Genomic DNA, 18,108 nt, shown 5'->3' with positions numbered 1-18,108 from the left:
TTTCTGAAGAGAGCCCGAGCGGGCGAAAGGAATGTCAATCGGCGTGCAAACGGGACCCCCTATCGGCGCGCAAAAGGGACCCCCTTTCACGATGGCGCAAGGTTGATCGGACACGCGCCTTTGCGCTGCGCGCGGCGTAGGGAGGGCGGAGCCCGACCGGAGGCGCGCGCAGCGCAAAGCATCTTTTAATCGGAGGTCGGTGGGGGCGATCAGCTGCGGTTTTTGAAGCGCCAGCTGTCATTGCCGGTCTCGACGATGTCGCAATGGTGGGTGACGCGATCAAGGAGCGCGGTGGTCATCTTGGGATCGCCGAACACGGTGGGCCATTCGCCGAACGCGAGGTTGGTGGTGATGATGACGCTGGTCTGCTCGTAGAGCTTGCTGATCAGGTGGAACAGCAACTGGCCGCCCGAGCGGGCGAACGGCAGATATCCCAGTTCGTCGAGCACGATCAGGTCGAGGCGGGATAGCTGGGCGGCGAGAGCGCCGCTCTTGCCGATCCTGGCCTCCTCTTCGAGGCGGGTCACCAGATCGACGGTGTTGAAGTAGCGGCCTCGCGCACCCGAGCGAACGACATTGGCGGCGATGGCGATGGCCAGGTGGGTTTTGCCGGTGCCCGTGCCGCCGACCAGGACGATGTTGCGCCGAGCGGGCAGGAACGCGCCACTGTGCAGCGAACGCACCAGCCCCTCGTTGATCGGCGTGCCCTCGAACCGGAACGCATCGATATCCTTCACGACCGGCAGCCGGGCGGCCGCCATCCGGTATCGGATCGAGGCAGCATGGCGATGTGTTGCTTCCGCGCGCAGAAGGTCGGTCAGTATCTCCATCGTGGTGCGCTGGCGCTGAAGGCCGGTGGTGACCGCATCGTCGAACGCGCCCGCCATGCCCTTGAGCCCAAGCCCGCGCATCGCCTCGATCATGTCATGCCGCTGCATCGAAGGTCCTCAGCTGGTCGTAACGGGCGCAGTCGGCGATCGGCGGATGGCGCAAGGCGCTGTCTTCGGAGGTGATGATGGTGAGCGGTCGCGGCGGTTCGCGGCGCCGCGCCAGGATGTTGAGGATCAGGTCGTCGCTCGCCGTGCCGGTCGCCAATGCCTCGCGGACGGCCGCTTCGACCGGCTCCAGACCATCGGTCAGCACGGCCGACAGCACACGGACGAACCGGCGGTCGGCATCGTCGCCATTGCCAAGCTTGCGGCGCAGGCGCGCCAGCGCCGGCGGCAGATCCCAGTCCTGGAAGGGCGCGCCGTTCCGCAGCGCTCCGGGCTTGCGGGCCAGTACCGGCAGATAATGCCAGGGGTCATAGATCGTGCGGTTGCGCCCGAAGTAGCGGGGATGCTCGGCGACAACCTCCTCGCCGCAGCGCACGACAATGCGGTCGGCATAGGCCCGGACCTGCACCGTCCGCCGCGCCACCGTCGAGAGAACCGAGTAGCGGTTGCGATCGAAGCTGATCAGGCAGGTGCCCGTCACCGCATGCTCGCTCTCGTTAAAGCCGTCGAACGGTCCCAGCATCGGCTGCAGTGCCGATCGCTCGATCTCCAGCGCCTGCGCCACGGTCAGCTCGCCCTGTTCCGGGTGTGCCTGTCGTTCCGCCCAGCGCTGGCACTCGGCCTCCAGCCAGCCATTGAGCTCGTCGAGGCTGGCGAACCGCAACCGGGGTTGGAAGAAGCGGCCCCGGATCGTCTGCACCTGGTTCTCGACCTGGCCCTTCTCCCATCCCGCCGCCGGCGAGCAGGCGGTGGGCTCGACCATATAATGGTCGGTCATGATCAGGAACCGCCGGTTGAAGACCCGCTCCTTCCCCGTGAACACGCTCGTCACCGCCGTCTTCATATTATCGTAGATGCCGCGGCCCGGCACGCCGCCGAAGAAAGCAAAGCCGCGCGCATGCGCGTCGAACAGCATCTCCTGACTCTCGCGCGGATAGGCCCGGACATAGACCGCCCGCGATGCACACAGCCGCATATGCGCAACCTTCACGCGCATCGGCTTGCCGGCGATCTCCACATCCTCATGGCTCCAGTCGAACTGGTAGGCCTCGCCCGGCTTGAACATCAGCGGGATGAAGGCGGTGACACCATCGCCGGCATCCTTGCGCCGGTCGGCCTTCCAGCGCGCCGCGTAGCGCCGAACGGCATCGTAGGAACCCTCAAAACCTTCGCGCTCCAGCAGATCATGTATCCGCGTCATCCGCAGTCGCTCGCGCCTGCCGCGCACCTCGTTCTCTTCCAGCAGTGTGTTCAGGCGATCCTGAAACGGCCCGATCCTAGGCAGTGGCTGAACCTTGCGCTGATAGTCGAATGCGCCTTCCGGCGCCCGGATCGCCTTGCGGATCACCTTCCGCGACACATGCAAATCCCGCGCGATCGCCTTGATCGCCTTGCCGCCGGCATACTCGCGCCGAATCCGAACCACTGTCTCCAAAATCAACATCCCGATCTCGCCGCCTGAAAATCCAGCCGGCTGCTTAAACCATCGAAATGAGGGGTCCCTTTTAGACGCCGATCACCCCGCTAACGGGGTCCTTTTTGCACGCCGATCCACATTGAAGGATTCCGGCTTATTGGCCGGACAGGCCATGAGCGATAGTTTTTGCCGGCACCTAGTGGCAAACGCCGGTATCAGGCGTGTCCATAGTTGCGAATTTCGCAGTTGCAATATTCTATGATGCAATGCACAAGAGACGGGCCTTTCAGGCATCCTCTCCCAACTATCAAGCCGCCTCCTTGTGGGCGGCTTTTTTCTACCCGAAACAGAGTCGCCGACTCGACCTGAACGATGTGATCCGGCTGACCATGTCGCAGAACTGCTTCTCGACCTCGAATCGTCTCATCCACGGACCCTATTTGTACATGTCGGGTGGATAGAGCGTCACATACTGAAAATCGCTGTTGCGAAACCGCAAGGCTTCAATCTCCTCGGGATTGCCTGCCTCGTCGACCGCGATCGACATGGCGACGTCGATGGTAAGCTCGATCTCGGTCTCCCCGCTCTCATCCTCGAACGGGATAAGCACCTTGTCCTCGGAATCATACATCGCTTCATCCCAGTTGGGATGAGTGAAAGACACCAATGCTGCGACCTCGATCGTGCCGACCACAAGGATTGATTTACCTGCCTCACTTGGTTTGAAGGCGGTGAGTTTTTTCACTTCGACCGAATTGACGGTGATCTCGTCGATCTCCGCATCCATGACGTCGCTACTGTGCAGTCCCCAATTCGTAAGTTCCTGACTGACGAGGTCGACGATCTGTTCCTCCTGCGTCTCCAGGAAGGGATCGAGTTGCGGCGCGGCCATCTCGAGGCCAAGCGCCGCGAACAGTTCGGGCAACGACTTCACCAGCGAAATATGCTTCGCAGACCCGACCGGGCCATCAAAGTCGCCATCGTTCGAAACGATGATCACCGGGCTATTTCTCGACGCCTCCTTCTTGAGGCACTCGAAGGCAAAGGCGTCGGGGAACTGGTCCTTCTTGCCGTCGCCTGAGAAGAAACCTTCCCCTGCCGCATAGGCGCTGAACACTGCCGACGGCTTCACCTCGTCGATCTGGAGCGTCTTGGCCTCCAGCGCATCGAACATCTGCGTAGTCGACTCATCGTAGATCGATTTCAGCTTTGCGCGAAGCTCCGGCCGCTTGAGCGCGGGAAGCGCAACGCCGGTCGCTCCCTCGACAATCTTCCGGAAATGCGGCTGGCTGATCTCCTTGATCGCGTCGAAATCACTCTGGATGTACTTTTTGGCAACCTCGGTGATGGTGAGATCGGTGGTCAACACCGTTATCAGACCGGCATCGACAAGATCGACGACACGGGCGATTTCAGGCCCGCCTGGTGGTTTGCCGGCACTGATGACGATGTTCGCATCCAGGAAGACCTTCGGCGTTCTTTTGGTCGTTTTCTTCGCCATCGTCAGAGTAGATCCGTGTTGAGGTCATGTTGGGCAGATGCTTGACGGACAGGCAGCATTTTCTGGAACGTAAGGCTTGGTCAGTCCGCCACCCGTCCCCTATCGAAGCATCGCTTTGAACGTGCTGCTCGCCGAGGCTCCCGCATAGGCGTCGCGCGCGAGCTGTCCCAGGATCTCGGCCGCTTTGTCGGTTGCCCGATCGAGCGCAAGTTCCTTCTGCTGCTGGAGCGAAGGCACCCTATCGATGCGGACGTAGCTCGAGCCCAGGACGGACTGCACGAGGTCGAGCGACAGGCTCTCCTGCGCCTTCATCGTCCTCGACACGAGCTCGTCTTTTGCGATCAGCATCACACCGCCGCGGCGCCTGGGCGCACGCGGCACATCCCATCGCAGCTCTCCTGCGGTCCCGACGCTGATGAGGTCGATTTCCTGGGGCGTGCGCCCATAGCGCCCAAGCGCCCGCATCAGGGCGATACTATCCGGAGCGTTCGCGATCAGTCCGCCGTCGACATAGGAATGCCCGTCGATCACATGGTCGGGGAAATAGGTTGGCGCCGCGGAGGTGGCGAGGGCAATGTCCCGTAGCGAGGTTCCTTCGAGCTTCGGTGACATGCCAGTGGTTTCGTATATTGCCGGCGCCCAGGCGCCGAAATCGACCGCGGTCACGATCAGGGGTGTCTTCAGGCCGGACAGGGGCGTCTTTCCCGCTTCGCCAAGAACGGCGTCGATCGTCTGCGCGAGGCCAGCCGCGTCATAGCGCGAGCGCGCCAGCCCCCAGCGACCGAGTAAACCCCGCTTCGGGAAGATCGCCTGGCCGTGCTTCTCAAACGCGGCGCCGATCACGGCTGGGCGAATGCCTTGGGCCAGGCCGATGGCCACGATGCCGCCGATCGAAGTGCCGGCGATGATATCGAAATGGTCTTTGATCGGCTTTCCGATCGTCCGCTCGATCTGTTCGAGGATCCGAACGGTAAAGAGGCCACGATACCCACCTCCGGTCAGCGCCAGAATGCGGAACCGTTTGGCCGGCTGCGCGCGCGCACCTTCCCTGATCCCGACGTCGCTCTCGGTCATATCAAGGGTTCACCACCGTCAGCCCGCTGACGCCGCTATGGTAGGGCTGCGGATAGTCGACGAAGACAAGATTGGTAGCGAGAGCCGAGGCAACGACCATCGTCGTCGCCTCGCTGACCGGGATCACGGCACCGGCCGGGTTGGTGGCGATCAGCTTCTGAGCCCGCAGACCAGGCCACAGCATGGCGGCCTTTTCGTCGAACGGCACGATATTATCGAAGCTGCGCACCATGCCGACATAGCCGCGCAGCGCATCGCGGTGGCCTTGGCGTTCACCCGCCGGGCTTTGCTCGATGGCCAGCAGCGCCTGCCCGAGGGAAACCGCGCTCAGGTGGATCTCTCGGGCAGGCAGCGCATCGATCGAGGCCGGCGCCTGACCCGTGATCCGGTCAAGCAGGCATTGGGTCGAAAGAAGATACATGGCCGCTTAGGCGCTGGCCTGCTGCCAGGAAGCTTCTCCGGATCGGACAGTGAATTCCTGGCTGCTGTCGTCGTCGCTCTCGACATGGACGAGCTTTCCGCGTGACGGCTGGAACTGCGTGGCGGCAAGAAATTCTCCGGCGGAAATACCGCCAGCGGCTGCCTTAATGACATTCGCCAAAGCCGCAACCGAGAGGATCACGGTCTGCTCTCCCTTGTCTTTGCCGACAAGCTGAACCGATCCGTCACGCGCACGCGCAAGCAGCTTGGTGAAGCTGTCACGCGCGGCGCGAATGGTGATAGTGGCCATCGGAGCCCGACCTTCGAGCAGTTTGCCGAGTTCAACCTCTAGCTGATGCTCTGGAAGGGAGCAGATCCTCTCGATTCCGGCTAGAAGCTGCACGTCCATACCAACCAACCTTCGCTGCCAATGACGATGGTTATAGGGCGTGGCCACAAAATGTCAATGATTGTGGCCACGGGGCAGATGCATCGATCAATGACGGCTGCGTCACTTTACCCTTCAGGTACCGGTCGGGTAAAGTGACACGGATGGCAAAACGTCTTTCGGTCGTTTCTGTGAGCGATTGGGGGATTCACAAGAGTCGTGCTTTGTGCTTGATTCGTTCCATGCTTCAGTTCGATCTCTTCGCGCCATCGATCCCAACCCCGGCGCCAGCACCAGTAGTTGGCCTGCCGGATATCGTGCGCATCATCGCGGAGCACTCGGGTCGGCCGCGCTACACCTTCATGGTGCTCGATCTCATCGCCAGGGCCGCCCGGACGAACGGGGAGGCGGGGCCTCTGGTTCGAGAAGGCGAGGTTCTGGTGCCCATCCGCGAATGGCTGGCCGCGGCGATTGCGCCGAGCGGCGCGCGTCACCACCAGCGCCGGGCCACCGCCGATAAGGTCCGGGCTGCGCTCGCAGCCAAAGGAGAATTGCCGGGCGATCCGGTGGAGGCCGCGCGCCGCGTCGACGCGGAACTCAGCGAGCGCATCCGCGAAACCGGCATGACGGCGATCAGCCGGGCGGTGTCGGAGTTGGTGAAGGCAGGACTGATCAGACGGCATTACCAGGGCTTTTTCGTGGACCATGAGAACCGCGGTGCGCAGCGTCATGCGGTCTATACGGTCACGGATGCGGTCCGCGCCGCGCTTCAGCCGAGCATCGTGACCAGCGAAAACCGGCGGCAGCCTTATGTACGAGGCGCACACGCTCAGCCTCGAGCGGCTGCGGCGCGGTAGGATCGCAGCTTCACATTTCTCGGCGACGATCGGTTCCTGCTGGTCTCTCCAAGCGCATTCAATGGGCTTGGCGTGTGCACGACCCAGCTCCACAACGAGCCCGTGGTCTATAATCGCAAACGCCATGGCCGGTTCAAACTGGATGGCCGGATGTACGATTTCCGGATGCGGCCGTCGGTGCCCAGGCGGCTGTCCAAGGAAGTCCTGCTTGTCGACCTCCTCCATAACATCGACAGGCTGCCCGAGGACAAGGTGGCCATCCTGCCGCGTGCGCTTGCCAAGGCAGGGGAGATGAATAGCGCGCAGCTCGCGCGTGCGGTGAAGGAATACGGTTCGGCTCGTGCCGAACGGCTCCTCGCGCCCGTGCTGCGACCGTCTTAATCGGAAAGTGAAGCCCCTAAAATTCGGTGCGTAATCGCCTGCGCCTCTGCGACCAGATGGCTGTTCTTTTCCCTGTACAGCAGCTGGCCAATCACCGTCTCGACAGCCTTCGGGTTGACCTTCTCGACGACTTCCAGCGCCTTGCGGCATCGCTCATGGCCGCATTCACGCAATGCTGACACGACATAGTCGTCACCATGGTGCTCGGCGATGGCAGCAAGATCGAACATGTCGCGTGGCTGCAAGTTCCAGCCCCGGAAGTAAACTTTCTTCGCTGCAATCTCGGCCGGAGTTTCAAGGTCGACCGTCCGCCCCCTCACATCGTGGCGCTCACTGGAAACATCGAGGATGGCGGACGAACAAATGAAGTCGATCTCACCCAGTTCGTCAAAGGCGAGTTTGAGCGCCTGCGTCCCGTCGCTCTTATATTCGTCCGGCCGACGGGTCATTGCGAAATCCTGGATCTCTGGATTGAGAAAAGGCAGGATTTGCGGATCATCAAGGAAGATATCGATGTCGTGGCTTTCACGATGATCGATCTGGAGCATGAGCGCCGTCCCGCCGCCGAAGCTCCACGAGGGCACGAAGCCGACGTTCTCCTCGAATTGGGCGAAGATTTCCATCGCAAGATCGAACAGGACCGGCCACTGGCTTGGGCCGCGCTCGACCATGCGTTACGCCGCCAGCGGGAGCGCGTAGCCCGAGAGGTGGGAGAACTGGTCGGCGACCGCGCAGACCTTGTCGGCGTCGACACCCATTTCCTCGACGAACTGCAGCTGCAGAGCCGGGCTTACTTCCGAGAAGAAGGAAAACACGGGCGCGTTGAAATCGCTCGCGCTCTTTGGGTCGGCGATCAGCGCAGCGAGTTGATGCGCGGAAAGGTTCGCCCCATAAGGAGCGTTCACCGTCGCCAACACCAAGCTTACCGCCTTTGCCATTTCTAACCTGTACCATGATCTCGTGGATCGTTCAGCGCATATAGCGCTTCGGCGTTATCAAAACAAGAACGGCGCCAATCCGCTATCCGGCCAGGCGGGATGTGCAAGGCCGATTCTCCGCGTAAACCGCCCTCCCCGCGTGATTTTCTCACTTACCATAATGGGAGATTATGGTAAGTACAGGGCTGCTGGAACGGCAGGGAAGGGCAAATTTTGCGGATGATGACGAACGGGGAAAAACCATGCGGCACAGATGTGTCGCGCCTTGTGCCGCATGTTTTGAGCAGAACGCCGCCGCTCGCCTCAGTCAGCGCCGATCTCGGGAACCTCGAACAGTTCGATTGCGAAATCGGCGATCTGGTCGGCGGCAAGATGCATCATGGCGATCGGCGCGCTGTCCATGTCGACCCGCTCGATCTTGTCGTCCGTCATCCGGACAATGAAGCGATCGCACTGCTCGAGCACCACCATGCGGATTCCGTCGTCATCGTCGAGCGTCAGGCGCCGGATGCTGCCTTCATAGGCGACCCAGGCACCGTTGTGGCCGCTCGTCGTGCGCACATAACCGACCGCGACATGGCCACCGGCCTCGACCTTCTCGACGATCGGCAGGAGCCATCCGAAGCGCAAGGGCGCGGTTCGGGTCGTAATCGGCTTGGCGCGCGCCATTCTCTCGCAGACCCAGCCGGTCCCAAAGGAAAGCGCCAGGCAGAACAGCAGTTCCAGTTCGATTGCGAGCGCGGAAAGCCCCGATGGGACCTGGCCGGACAGAAGTGCCTTGTAGGGATTGGGATCATAGGGAAGCGAGATCAGCGGCTTCCACGCCGCTATCGCTTCGTTGAAGGCAAAAATTCCCGCCCCGGCGGTGTGCGCAGCGAGCGCCAGCAGCACAATCAGGAAAATGGTGAGATTGGAATTGGGCCGGTCGGGCCGCGGCGACACAAAATCACTCGCCTCGCCAATACGAAGACCGAAATAACCCGCAAACCCGGGAAGCAGAAGAACCAGAGCGCCAAGCAGCGCGTAGCCGAATGTCATTCGAGATCAGGCCGTCTTGGCGAGCTTCTTGGCCTTTTCAGCACGAATCTTCGCCCGATCGATGACATAGACGCCATCGCGCTGGACGGCCGCCTCGCGTGCCTTCTTCCAGCTGCCGAAGGTTTCGCGGACCTCCCGGCCAAGGGCCAGAGCTTTTGCCGAGTTGAGCTGCATCATATCCTCCGGGAAGACATATAGCGAACGATGACCGAGAGTTCCACCAAATCCTCCCCCATGGAAATCATCGTCGTCAGGACGAACGACACTGCTCTGCCGACACGATCGCGCAAGACAGACGCCGAATCCGTCGATGTGCGGCTGCTGCGCACGATCGGGGAAATCATTCCGACCGATCTACCGCCGATCAGTCAGCTCGGTCTCGAGACGACCCTGGCGGCGATGGCCGACGCGACGAAGGCGGCGATAGCCGCCGATCTCGACTGCTGGCGCGACTGGTGCGGTGAAGAAGGCCGCAGGCCATTGCCAGCCGATCCCGAAGATATGGTGCGCTATGTAAACGCGCTGGACGCCAAAGGCAGGAAGCCCGCGACGCTGGCGCGGCGCATCGCCAGCATCGCCTCGGTCCACCGCATGCTGGGCTTGGCCTCGCCCGCCGCGCCGACCGACGCCCCGATGGTTCGCGCCGCGCTGAAGGCCATCCGCCGGCAGAGAGGCGCACTTCAGCGTCAGGCTGCGCCTCTGCGGTTAGGCAAGGCGCTGGATCACCACGCCGCCAAAGGCTTCACCCTGGCTGCGCTACTCGAAGCGTGTGGCGGCGATCTTCAGGGGTTACGGGACGCGGCGTTGCTTTCGCTCGGCTATGACGCAGGGCTCCGGGTCAGCGAGCTCACTAGGGTTGAAGCCACGCATATCGATGCGCAGGACGACGGCTCGGCGACCTTGTTCATCCCCTTCTCCAAAACCGACCAGGAGCAGGAAGGCGCGTGGGCGTGGCTGTCGGCCGAGACGATGCGCAGGGTCGCCTTGTGGCAGGCCGAAAGCGCGATCGAGGACGGGCTGCTGTTTCGCAGGGTTGGTGTCTATCGCCGGCGCGCGCGCGGCTCCGATCCGGAAACGGCACTGGCCCGAACGACCTACACCATCGGCAAGGAGGCCCTCAGTCGGCAGGGGGTCAATGGGATCTACAGGCGCGTGGCGAGTGCCGCCTACGAAATGGGGCTGGTCAACCTGAGCGCCAGCAAGCTGGCCGATGCGGTTCAGGCGCTGTCCACACATTCGCTGCGCGTTGGCCTGACCCAGGACCTCTTCGCCGCCGGAGAGGACGGAGCCGGCATTGCGCAGGCGCTGCGATGGAGTTCACCGACAACCGCGCTACGTTACGGTAGAAAGCTCGCGGTGCGAAGCAATGTCGCCGCACGGGTTCTTTCAAGAGTACGTAGCTGACCTTGACGCCTCGCCGCTCGTGGTTCGGCAGCAGAAGGAGGCATGATCTCTCCCAAATATGGAAGATAGCCTAAATATGGACTGCGCGCCCGAAGGCAGCAAGCACGCTTTCATGCATCGTTTCGGAAATGGTCGGATGCGGAAAAACCGTTTCCATCAGCTCCGCCTCGGTTGTTTCCAGTGTACGACCGATGGTGAAGCCGTGGATCATTTCGGTCACCTCCGGGCCGACCATGTGTGCGCCCAGCAGCTCGCCAGTTTGGGCATCAAATACCGTCTTGACGAAGCCTTCTGGCTCGCCGAGCGCGATAGCCTTGCCATTGCCGATGAAGGGAAAGGTGCCAATCCTCACTTCGTGACCTGCTTCCCTCGCATTTGTTTCGGTGAGGCCGACACTAGCGATCTGCGGGTGGCAATAGGTGCAGCCGGGAATGTTCCTGGGGTCCATTGCGTGCGGATGCTGACCCGCTATGGTTTCTGCCGCGATAACACCTTCATGGCTGGCCTTGTGCGCTAGCCAAGGCGGCGCCGTGGCGTCTCCGATCGCCCAGATTCCCTCGACATTGGTGCGGCATGCGCCATCGGTAACAATGTGGCCACGCTCCGTTTTCACACCCAGTGCCTCAAGCCCAACGGTTTCGGTGTTTGGGACGATCCCGATTGCCACGATGACATGGCTGTATTCGTCCGAAACAAGTTTGCCATCCCGGGCTTTGATCGCGACTGTTACGCCGGTGGCACCGATATCGAGCTTTTGGACACCTGCACCCGTCAAGATCTTCATGCCCTGCTTCACCAACGCTTTTTCCAGGAAGGTCGAGACATCTGCATCCTCGACCGGAACGATCCTGTCCAGCATCTCGACGACTGTCACTTCCGCGCCCATGTCGTTGTAAAAGCTGGCGAACTCGATGCCGATCGCGCCCGAGCCGATAACAAGCAGCTTGTTCGGCATTTCCGGCGGGTTCATCGCGTGGCGATAGGTCCAGACGCGCTTTCCATCGGCTTTCGGGAACGGCAGATCGCGAGCACGCGCGCCCGTGGCGATGATAATATTCTTCGCGGTCAACTCACTGGTCTTACCATCCGGCGCTGTGACAGAAAGCCTCCCTTTGCCGGTGAGCTTCCCCTCACCCATATAAACGGCGATCCCGTTCTTCTTCATCAGGTGCGAGACACCCTGATTAAGCTGCCTGGCAACGCCGCGTGAGCGCTTCACCACTGCATCCAGATCGGCGGTTATCTTCTCCGCGACCAGGCCATAATCCTTGGCATGCCGCATGTAGCGAAAAACCTCCGCCGAGCGCAGCAACGCCTTGGTGGGTATGCAACCCCAGTTGAGGCAGACACCGCCTAGATTCTCGCGCTCGACAATCGCCGTGTTCAACTTGAGCTGAGCGGCGCGGATCGCGGCGACATAGCCGCCGGGGCCTGAGCCAAGGACAATCACGTCGTAACTATCAGCCATGTTCGGAAATTCCTTGAGATTCAGGCCAACAGTGTCAGCGGCTTCTCAACGATGCGCTTGAAAGCGGCCATCAGTTGCGCACCGTCCGCCCCATCGATCGCGCGGTGATCGAAGCTGCCGGTTACCGACATCACCGTGGCAACGGTCAGCGCATTGTTCACTACATAAGGCCGCTTTTCGCCCGCGCCGATCGCCATGATCATGGCCTGGGGCGGGTTAATGACAGCCTCGAACTGCTTGATGCCGAACATGCCCATGTTCGACAGGCTGGCGGTGCCGCCCTGATATTCATGCGGCTGCAATTTACCGTTGCGCGCGCGCTCCGCCCTATCCTTCATCTCGCTGGAGATTGCGGCAACGCCCTTGGCGTTCGCGCCCGCGATGATCGGCGTGATCAGGCCGCCGGGGATCGATACCGCCACCGAAATATCGACGCGGCTGAACCGCAGCAGATTGTCGCCGGCAAACTGCACATTGCAGCTGGGCACTTCGATAAGGGCGGCCGCCAAGGCCTTGACCAGCAGATCGTTGACCGAGAGCTTGACACCGCGTTCGGCAAGCCCGTCGTTGAGATCGGCCCGAAGCTTCAGCAATGGATCGAGGTGGATATCGGCCGTGAGGTAGATGTGCGGAACCTGCTGCTTCGATTCGGTGAGCCGTCGGGCAATGACTTTCCGCATGTTTGACAGCTTGACGACTTCGTGTGGAATGTCGGGTTCGATCGACGGTACTGCGGCGGCAAACGCCGCGGGGACCCCCGGAGCGACGGCCGGCATCGAGGCAGGCGTCGCGCCATCAATGTCAACCTTGACGATGCGGCCATTAGGCCCGGAGCCTCTTATCGTAGAAAGATCGATGGCGCTTGCCTCCGCCAGACGACGGGCAAGCGGGCTGGCCTTGATACGGCTGGCACCAATTGCGGGTGCGGCTGACGACGCGACAGGAACAGCGGCGGGAATGGATGTAGCGACCTTGTCGGCAATCTCGGGGGCCGGCAGAAGCGCGGGAACAGCCCCTTCCCCGATAGCGGTGATATCCTCGCCTTCGGCGGCAAGCATGGCGACGACGGTCCCGACCTTCACGCCTTCTGTACCTTCGGGGATGAGGATTTTCGCGATAATGCCTTCGTCCACCGCCTCGAATTCCATCGTCGCCTTGTCGGTTTCGATTTCGGCCAGCAGGTCGCCAGACTTCACCACATCGCCCTCCTTCACCAGCCATTTGGCGAGCGAACCCTCCTCCATCGTGGGAGACAACGCGGGCATCTTGAGTTCAATCGGCATTTTCGAAACTCCGCAGGCGTCAGCGATAACGGACGCGCTTGACCGCCGCGACCACGTCATCCGCCTTGATGAGCGCGGCCTTTTCCAGATTCGCGGCATACGGCAGCGGCACGTCCTTGTTGGTGACGCGGAGCACCGGGGCGTCGAGGTCGTCGAAGCCTTCCTGCATGGCGATGGCGATGATCTCCGAGGAGATGGAGCAGACCGGCCAGCCTTCCTCCACCACCACCATCCTGTTGGTCTTGGCGAGCGACTTCAGCACGGTTTCCTTATCGAGCGGGCGGAGCGTGCGCAGGTCGATCACCTCCGCGTCAACACCTTCATCTGCCAGCTTGTCGGCGGCTTCCAGCGCGACACCGACACCAATGGAGTAGCTCACCAGGGTCACGTCACGCCCCGCGCGGGCGATGCGGGCCTTGCCAATCGGCAGGACATGATCGTCCAGCTTCGGCACGTCGAAGCTCTGGCCGTAGAGCAACTCGTTTTCCAGGAACACGACCGGATCGGGCGAGCGGATCGCGGCCTTCAGCAGCCCCTTGGCGTCGGCGGCCGAGTAAGGCGCGATCACGATCAGGCCAGGAACGGCAGCATACCAGGGCCCGTAATTCTGGCTGTGCTGGGCGCCGACGCGGCTGGCGGCGCCGTTGGGGCCGCGGAACACCACCGGGCAGCGCATCTGGCCGCCGGACATATAGTTGGTCTTGGCCGCCGAGTTGATGATGTGGTCGATCGCCTGCATGGCGAAGTTGAAGGTCATAAACTCGACGATCGGCTTCAAGCCGCCCATCGCCGCGCCTGTGCCTATGCCGGCAAAACCATACTCGGTGATCGGGGTGTCGATGACGCGGCGATCGCCGAACTCTTCCAGCAGGCCCTGCGTCACCTTGTAGGCGCCCTGATATTGCGCCACTTCCTCGCCCATCACGAAGACGCGGTCGTCGGCGCGCATCTCCTCGGCCATGGCGTCGCGCAACGCCTCGCGCACCGTGGTCTTCACGATCTCGGTGCCGGCGGGAATATCGGGATCGGCAACCGCCGCGCGGGGCGCAGGCGCCGCAACCGGCTGCGGGGCCGGCTCCGCCGCCTTGGGCGCGGGTGCCTCGACCTTGGGAGCGGGGGCGGCGGCTTGGACCGTCACGGCGCTTTCACCCTCGCCAGCGATCAGCGCGATCACCGCGCCCACTTTCACGCCGTCGGTGCCTTCAGGAATGACGATCTTGGCGATGATGCCCTCGTCCACTGCCTCGAATTCCATCGTCGCCTTGTCGGTCTCGATCTCCGCGAGGATGTCGCCGGATTTCACCGCATCGCCTTCCTTGACGAGCCACTTTGCGAGCGTACCCTCCTCCATGGTGGGAGAAAGCGCCGGCATCTTCAGTTCAATCGCCATCAATATTGCCCCACCAGCACATCGGTATAGAGTTCGGCAAGCTCGGGCTCCGGGGCCTGCTCGGCGAAGTCGGCGGCTTCCTGAACGATCTGGCGGATCTCCTTCTCCAGCGCCTTCAACTCATCCTCGGTGACGCCGGCCGCCTCCAACTCCTGCTTGAGATGCTCGATGGCATCGGACTTGTCGCGGACCGCCTGCACTTCCTCGCGCGAGCGGTACTTGGCCGGATCGGACATGGAATGGCCCCGATAGCGGTAGGTCTTCAATTCCAGGAGGATCGGCCCCTTGCCGGACAGCACCCACTGCCGGGCTTCCTCAGCAGCGCCACGGACAGCGAGCACGTCCATGCCGTCCACCTGGATGCCGGGGATGCGGAAGCTCTCGCCGCGCCGATAGAGTTGGTCCTCGGCCGACGCGCGGTTGACGCTGGTTCCCATGGCGTACTGGTTGTTCTCGATCACGAAAATCACCGGCAGCTTCCACAGCTCCGCCATGTTGAAGCTTTCGTAGACCTGTCCCTGATTGGCCGCGCCGTCGCCGAAATAGGTGAGGCAGACGCCGCCATCATCCGCATATTTATGCTTGAAGGCTAGGCCCGTGCCCAGCCCCACCTGCGCGCCGACGATGCCGTGGCCGCCATAGAAGCCATGATCGACCGAGAACATGTGCATCGACCCGCCCTTGCCGCGTGAAATGCCCGCAGCGCGGCCGGTCAGCTCTGCCATGATGACCTTGGGATCGATCCCGTAGGCCAGCATGTGGCCGTGGTCGCGATAGCCGGTGATGACGCTGTCCTTGCCCACCCTCATAGCCGATTGCAGGCCGACGGCGACGGCCTCCTGCCCGATATAAAGATGGCAGAAGCCGCCGATCATGCCGAAGCCGTAAAGCTGGCCGGCCTTTTCCTCGAAACGGCGGATCAGCAGCATCTGGCGGTAGAGTTCCAGCATCTCCGCATTGGTCGCCTGATAGCGGACGGGCTCGGCCGGACGTTCGCGATTGGAGGCGGATCCAGATGAAACCGAAGCCCGCCTTGCCGGCCCGGCTCGGCTCTCTGCCTTCACATGCTGCTCTTTGGCCACGAACCCTTCCCTTCCCCTGCCTGCTGCGCTTTCGGGGTCTGGCCATGAGATAAATGTCACATCAGTTCAAATCATAGTTCATTCGATGTATGTATAACCAATGGTGATGAATCGGATCGCGCTCTACCATCTGGAAACCCTGCTTTGGATCAACCGCCTTGGCTCGTTCAGCGCGGCAGCGAATCGCCTCAACACCACGCAACCGGGCATTTCCGCGCGAATACGCGAACTTGAGAATCACCTGGGAATTCCGTTGTTCGCGCGACAAGGGCGTAACATGATCCTGTCTGTCCAGGGCCGTGAACTGGTGCGCCGATGCGAGCAGGTGTGGCCGTCGCTTCAACAGGCCCTGCTCAATCCGGTGGACCTCAGCAGCGTGGCCGGCATCGTCCGTATCGGATCGGGTGAAATTGCGGCCGCCAGTTGCCTGTCCGCTTTCGTGAATGCGATCCGTCAGGAGATGCCAGGGCTTTCACTGGAGATCGAAATCGACCTGACATCGAAACTGATCGATGGACTTCTAAGTGGCGCGGCCGATCTGGTTTTCGCGATCGGTCCCGTTGAAATGCCCGGCATCAAGACGCGGCGGATCGGCGAGGTCGAGTTGATATGGCTCGCGTCTCCCAGCCTCGCGAACATGCTGGAGCAGCGACTCGTGCCCCCAAAAGACCTGCTGTTCTGGTCATTGGCACGAAGCTCCCCCATGCATGCGATCATGCATGATGCCTTGGGTGGACTGGGATATCATGACGGGAAGATAAACACCTGCAACGACCTGCATTCTCTGATCGATATCATCGTGTCCAGCGGCGGCGTAAGCTTGTTTCCTCTCAACATGGTGGGAGAGAAGATATCTAGTGGCGAGATCGTTCGCGTTTTCGATCAGTCACCGCCTCCTATTCTGTTGCAGGCAGCGATCCGATCTGCTGAGAAGGACCCGATCATTCTTCATATCTTCGAAATTGCCCATGCGCTGAAAACCGAAGAGGTATCGGCGCCCGCCGCTCGATAGGACCGGGTCTTCGGCCGCGCTTCCGCATGATCGTTCGTTACAGGGGCGCTGGACCGCGCCAGTTGGGCCGTGTCGGCAATGTGCCGTTCGGACGCCTGTGCAGGTCGATGCCATTGCCCCGTTGTCTGGTGAACACCATCAGCGGCACGACGGCGTCATAGGTCGTTGACGAACCGAAAAAGTCCACCGGGCCGTGCCAACGCTGCCCTTCCGCCACTTTCATCCGATAGGTTCCAGGTGGAACCGCGATTATCGCCCGATCGTTCTTGCGGACATAGACCGAGATCACATGCCGCCCGCTTTGAGGGTCGAAGAGCTGAACGACGGCGTTCGCATCGGAGGTCGTGACTGCCATCCGCGATGTCGCCCCGGCCGGATCCAATGCGGGGTTGACCGTCACGCTGCCCGTTTCGGGGAAGGGTAATCCGGGTTCACTATCCGCCAGCCAGCCTTCCCGCTTCAGCGAATGCCACACCGGGATAGCGATGAGAAACAGGCTCAACGCGAGCGACATCCAGCGCAGCATCCCGCCGGCATTACCGCGCGATCCCCTCAACCGGCCGCGCTGATAATCGAAACCGCGGTTGACGGGATCGAACCAGGCGCCCTCGACGCGCCCGGCCCGATCGTTCCATCGGGTTCCCTTCGCGCGCGCGCGATAGCGCTCGCGCATATAGTCGCGATCTTTGAGCCCCATGCCGGTTATCCCTGATATGCGGCGCTCGCCGCACCGTCGCGAAGGTCACCCACGAAACCGAGCACCGTCTGTACCGTGGGGCTTGCACCAGCGGGGATCCGCAATGTGTGATAGCCGGCCCGGGCGGTCATCGCGTCACGCTCCCGATCCTTGCCGGGATCGTGCGAACGATCGTCGATCTCGATCAAGGCGACCACCCTTCCCGTCGTGGGATCCTCGACCACAAAGTCGATGATCTTTCGCTGGAAGCGATTCCAGTCCGCTGGGGTCGGCCGCCGGCCCGGCACCGATGGAACCTTGAGGAGGGCTCCCATCGAGACCTGGGCATGGAGGCGGTACATGGGCAGGATGTGCTCGAGCGCGGCCAGCATGGCTTGCTCGCGCTGCGTCATGAATGGCCGCGCCACTGGGTCGAGCGGTTTCTGTGGAGTGAAGCCTCGGGACATTTTCGACCAGCCAAGCGCGACGATGACGCCCACCAGCAGAAGCGAGGCGAGAAATTCAAATGTGCTCATTGTAGCCCTCCGTTCAGCCCCAGCCGTCCCGGCGACCTTCGCCATTGTCGCGCAGCTTACGGCCATCGAGGGCCGACCGGCGGATGTTGAGTTCGACCTCCTCACCCTTGCGGGTCAGCTGGACATCACGCGGATCGATGTTGTTGCGCTTCGCATAGTCTTCGGCTGCCCGTTCGCTCCCGAACTTGCCAGCCTCATCGAATTCCCAACCCATCGTTCGTCTCCTTCTCTTCGCCGCAGGCACCACG

General features: G+C 61.9%; 21 protein-coding genes. 4 read left to right on the top strand and 17 right to left on the bottom strand.

The genetic code is table 11. From position 1 onward, the window contains the following. Positions 1-209: 209 nt before the first annotated feature. From istB to KAY22_RS02200, 6 genes are all read right to left on the bottom strand, one after another. The gene (istB, locus tag KAY22_RS02225) at positions 210-938 is read right to left on the bottom strand and encodes an IS21-like element helper ATPase IstB (protein WP_011950403.1); all 729 of its coding nucleotides are present in this window, start codon (positions 936-938) and stop codon (positions 210-212) included. Next, positions 925-2,439, bottom strand: coding sequence for an IS21 family transposase (gene istA, locus KAY22_RS02220; RefSeq protein WP_041378971.1), 1,515 nt, complete (start codon positions 2,437-2,439; stop codon positions 925-927). Before istA ends, istB begins: the two co-directional genes overlap by 14 nt. Positions 2,440-2,848: 409 nt before the next feature. Further along, on the bottom strand, positions 2,849-3,913 hold the full coding sequence (locus KAY22_RS02215; protein ID WP_011950412.1) for a PIN domain-containing protein: 1,065 nt from the start codon (positions 3,911-3,913) through the stop codon (positions 2,849-2,851). 99 nt (positions 3,914-4,012) lie between these two features. Beyond that, complete coding sequence (locus KAY22_RS02210; RefSeq protein WP_011950413.1) at positions 4,013-4,987, bottom strand: CBASS cGAMP-activated phospholipase; 975 nt, start codon at positions 4,985-4,987, stop codon at positions 4,013-4,015. Position 4,988: 1 nt separating this feature from the next. Beyond that, positions 4,989-5,408: a hypothetical protein gene (locus KAY22_RS02205; RefSeq protein WP_011950414.1), complete on the bottom strand. Its 420-nt coding sequence runs from the start codon at positions 5,406-5,408 to the stop codon at positions 4,989-4,991. Between the two features lie 6 nt (positions 5,409-5,414). Then, entirely contained in the window at positions 5,415-5,816 is a 402-nt protein-coding gene (locus KAY22_RS02200; RefSeq protein WP_017184757.1) for a hypothetical protein, read from the bottom strand. Between the two features lie 221 nt (positions 5,817-6,037). Here KAY22_RS02200 and KAY22_RS02195 point away from each other — a divergent pair, with 221 nt between their 5' ends. Both KAY22_RS02195 and KAY22_RS02190 read left to right on the top strand, forming a co-directional pair. Then, positions 6,038-6,652, top strand: a complete 615-nt coding sequence (locus KAY22_RS02195) for a hypothetical protein (RefSeq protein WP_017184756.1) — start codon at positions 6,038-6,040, stop codon at positions 6,650-6,652. Between the two features lie 72 nt (positions 6,653-6,724). Further along, a complete protein-coding gene (locus KAY22_RS02190) occupies positions 6,725-7,033 on the top strand; it encodes a hypothetical protein (protein ID WP_011950416.1) in 309 nt (102 codons plus the stop codon). Here the strand turns inward: KAY22_RS02190 and KAY22_RS02185 are convergent. The 4 genes from KAY22_RS02185 to KAY22_RS02170 form a co-directional block, all read right to left on the bottom strand. Beyond that, entirely contained in the window at positions 7,030-7,704 is a 675-nt protein-coding gene (locus KAY22_RS02185; RefSeq protein WP_011950417.1) for a nucleotidyl transferase AbiEii/AbiGii toxin family protein, read from the bottom strand. The two genes, KAY22_RS02190 and KAY22_RS02185, sit on opposite strands and share 4 nt — an antisense overlap. A gap of 3 nt (positions 7,705-7,707) precedes the next feature. Continuing rightward, on the bottom strand, positions 7,708-7,950 hold the full coding sequence (locus KAY22_RS02180) for a hypothetical protein (protein WP_242496070.1): 243 nt from the start codon (positions 7,948-7,950) through the stop codon (positions 7,708-7,710). A gap of 324 nt (positions 7,951-8,274) precedes the next feature. After that, positions 8,275-8,913: a hypothetical protein gene (locus tag KAY22_RS02175; protein WP_241763696.1), complete on the bottom strand. Its 639-nt coding sequence runs from the start codon at positions 8,911-8,913 to the stop codon at positions 8,275-8,277. 102 nt (positions 8,914-9,015) lie between these two features. After that, positions 9,016-9,186 carry a hypothetical protein gene (locus KAY22_RS02170; protein ID WP_017184755.1) on the bottom strand — a complete coding sequence of 57 codons (171 nt, stop codon included), beginning with the start codon at positions 9,184-9,186 and terminating at the stop codon, positions 9,016-9,018. A gap of 57 nt (positions 9,187-9,243) precedes the next feature. Here KAY22_RS02170 and KAY22_RS02165 point away from each other — a divergent pair, with 57 nt between their 5' ends. Next, positions 9,244-10,413, top strand: coding sequence for a tyrosine-type recombinase/integrase (locus tag KAY22_RS02165; RefSeq protein WP_017184754.1), 1,170 nt, complete (start codon positions 9,244-9,246; stop codon positions 10,411-10,413). 70 nt (positions 10,414-10,483) lie between these two features. Here the strand turns inward: KAY22_RS02165 and lpdA are convergent, their stop codons facing one another. The 4 genes from lpdA to pdhA are packed head-to-tail and all read right to left on the bottom strand — an operon-like array spanning position 10,484 to position 15,636. Then, positions 10,484-11,881 (bottom strand): dihydrolipoyl dehydrogenase, encoded by a 1,398-nt coding sequence (gene lpdA / locus KAY22_RS02160; RefSeq protein WP_011950421.1) that lies wholly within the window; start codon positions 11,879-11,881, stop codon positions 10,484-10,486. Positions 11,882-11,901: 20 nt separating this feature from the next. Beyond that, positions 11,902-13,164 (bottom strand): pyruvate dehydrogenase complex dihydrolipoamide acetyltransferase, encoded by a 1,263-nt coding sequence (locus KAY22_RS02155; RefSeq protein ID WP_011950422.1) that lies wholly within the window; start codon positions 13,162-13,164, stop codon positions 11,902-11,904. 19 nt (positions 13,165-13,183) lie between these two features. After that, positions 13,184-14,554: a pyruvate dehydrogenase complex E1 component subunit beta gene (locus KAY22_RS02150; protein WP_011950423.1), complete on the bottom strand. Its 1,371-nt coding sequence runs from the start codon at positions 14,552-14,554 to the stop codon at positions 13,184-13,186. After that, positions 14,554-15,636, bottom strand: coding sequence for a pyruvate dehydrogenase (acetyl-transferring) E1 component subunit alpha (gene pdhA / locus KAY22_RS02145; protein ID WP_011950424.1), 1,083 nt, complete (start codon positions 15,634-15,636; stop codon positions 14,554-14,556). Before pdhA ends, KAY22_RS02150 begins: the two co-directional genes overlap by 1 nt. Before the next feature lie 100 nt (positions 15,637-15,736). On the opposite strand from pdhA, the gene KAY22_RS02140 reads away from it, so the two are divergent. Continuing rightward, the gene (locus KAY22_RS02140; protein ID WP_011950425.1) at positions 15,737-16,648 is read left to right on the top strand and encodes a LysR family transcriptional regulator; all 912 of its coding nucleotides are present in this window, start codon (positions 15,737-15,739) and stop codon (positions 16,646-16,648) included. 37 nt (positions 16,649-16,685) lie between these two features. On the opposite strand, the gene KAY22_RS02135 is transcribed toward KAY22_RS02140, so the two are convergent. The 3 genes from KAY22_RS02135 to KAY22_RS02125 are packed head-to-tail and all read right to left on the bottom strand — an operon-like array spanning position 16,686 to position 18,074. After that, positions 16,686-17,345 (bottom strand): hypothetical protein, encoded by a 660-nt coding sequence (locus tag KAY22_RS02135; RefSeq protein ID WP_011950426.1) that lies wholly within the window; start codon positions 17,343-17,345, stop codon positions 16,686-16,688. A 5-nt stretch (positions 17,346-17,350) separates the two neighbouring features. Then, the gene (locus KAY22_RS02130) at positions 17,351-17,860 is read right to left on the bottom strand and encodes a DUF2726 domain-containing protein (protein ID WP_011950427.1); all 510 of its coding nucleotides are present in this window, start codon (positions 17,858-17,860) and stop codon (positions 17,351-17,353) included. 13 nt (positions 17,861-17,873) lie between these two features. After that, on the bottom strand, positions 17,874-18,074 hold the full coding sequence (locus KAY22_RS02125; protein ID WP_011950428.1) for a hypothetical protein: 201 nt from the start codon (positions 18,072-18,074) through the stop codon (positions 17,874-17,876). Positions 18,075-18,108: the final 34 nt, after the last annotated feature.

This window comes from Rhizorhabdus sp., from assembly GCF_018006725.1.
GTDB lineage: Bacteria > Pseudomonadota > Alphaproteobacteria > Sphingomonadales > Sphingomonadaceae > Rhizorhabdus.
Note: the sequence above shows the minus strand (reverse complement) of the source record. Positions and strands in the feature narration are given on the sequence as shown.

Excerpts from the sequence above, each read along its gene's own strand:
- istB (WP_011950403.1), bottom strand. The coding sequence starts at position 938 with ATGCAGCGGCATGACATGATCGAGGCGATGCGCGGGCTTGGGCTCAAG.
- KAY22_RS02210 (WP_011950413.1), bottom strand. The coding sequence starts at position 4,987 with ATGACCGAGAGCGACGTCGGGATCAGGGAAGGTGCGCGCGCGCAGCCG.
- KAY22_RS02215 (WP_011950412.1), bottom strand. The coding sequence starts at position 3,913 with ATGGCGAAGAAAACGACCAAAAGAACGCCGAAGGTCTTCCTGGATGCG.
- KAY22_RS02200 (WP_017184757.1), bottom strand. The coding sequence starts at position 5,816 with ATGGACGTGCAGCTTCTAGCCGGAATCGAGAGGATCTGCTCCCTTCCA.
- KAY22_RS02140 (WP_011950425.1), top strand. The coding sequence starts at position 15,737 with ATGGTGATGAATCGGATCGCGCTCTACCATCTGGAAACCCTGCTTTGG.
- KAY22_RS02205 (WP_011950414.1), bottom strand. The coding sequence starts at position 5,408 with ATGTATCTTCTTTCGACCCAATGCCTGCTTGACCGGATCACGGGTCAG.
- KAY22_RS02195 (WP_017184756.1), top strand. The coding sequence starts at position 6,038 with ATGCTTCAGTTCGATCTCTTCGCGCCATCGATCCCAACCCCGGCGCCA.
- istA (WP_041378971.1), bottom strand. The coding sequence starts at position 2,439 with ATGTTGATTTTGGAGACAGTGGTTCGGATTCGGCGCGAGTATGCCGGC.
- lpdA (WP_011950421.1), bottom strand. The coding sequence starts at position 11,881 with ATGGCTGATAGTTACGACGTGATTGTCCTTGGCTCAGGCCCCGGCGGC.
- KAY22_RS02170 (WP_017184755.1), bottom strand. The coding sequence starts at position 9,186 with ATGATGCAGCTCAACTCGGCAAAAGCTCTGGCCCTTGGCCGGGAGGTC.
- KAY22_RS02135 (WP_011950426.1), bottom strand. The coding sequence starts at position 17,345 with ATGGGGCTCAAAGATCGCGACTATATGCGCGAGCGCTATCGCGCGCGC.
- KAY22_RS02155 (WP_011950422.1), bottom strand. The coding sequence starts at position 13,164 with ATGCCGATTGAACTCAAGATGCCCGCGTTGTCTCCCACGATGGAGGAG.
- KAY22_RS02130 (WP_011950427.1), bottom strand. The coding sequence starts at position 17,860 with ATGAGCACATTTGAATTTCTCGCCTCGCTTCTGCTGGTGGGCGTCATC.
- KAY22_RS02165 (WP_017184754.1), top strand. The coding sequence starts at position 9,244 with ATGGAAATCATCGTCGTCAGGACGAACGACACTGCTCTGCCGACACGA.
- KAY22_RS02150 (WP_011950423.1), bottom strand. The coding sequence starts at position 14,554 with ATGGCGATTGAACTGAAGATGCCGGCGCTTTCTCCCACCATGGAGGAG.
- KAY22_RS02185 (WP_011950417.1), bottom strand. The coding sequence starts at position 7,704 with ATGGTCGAGCGCGGCCCAAGCCAGTGGCCGGTCCTGTTCGATCTTGCG.
- KAY22_RS02125 (WP_011950428.1), bottom strand. The coding sequence starts at position 18,074 with ATGGGTTGGGAATTCGATGAGGCTGGCAAGTTCGGGAGCGAACGGGCA.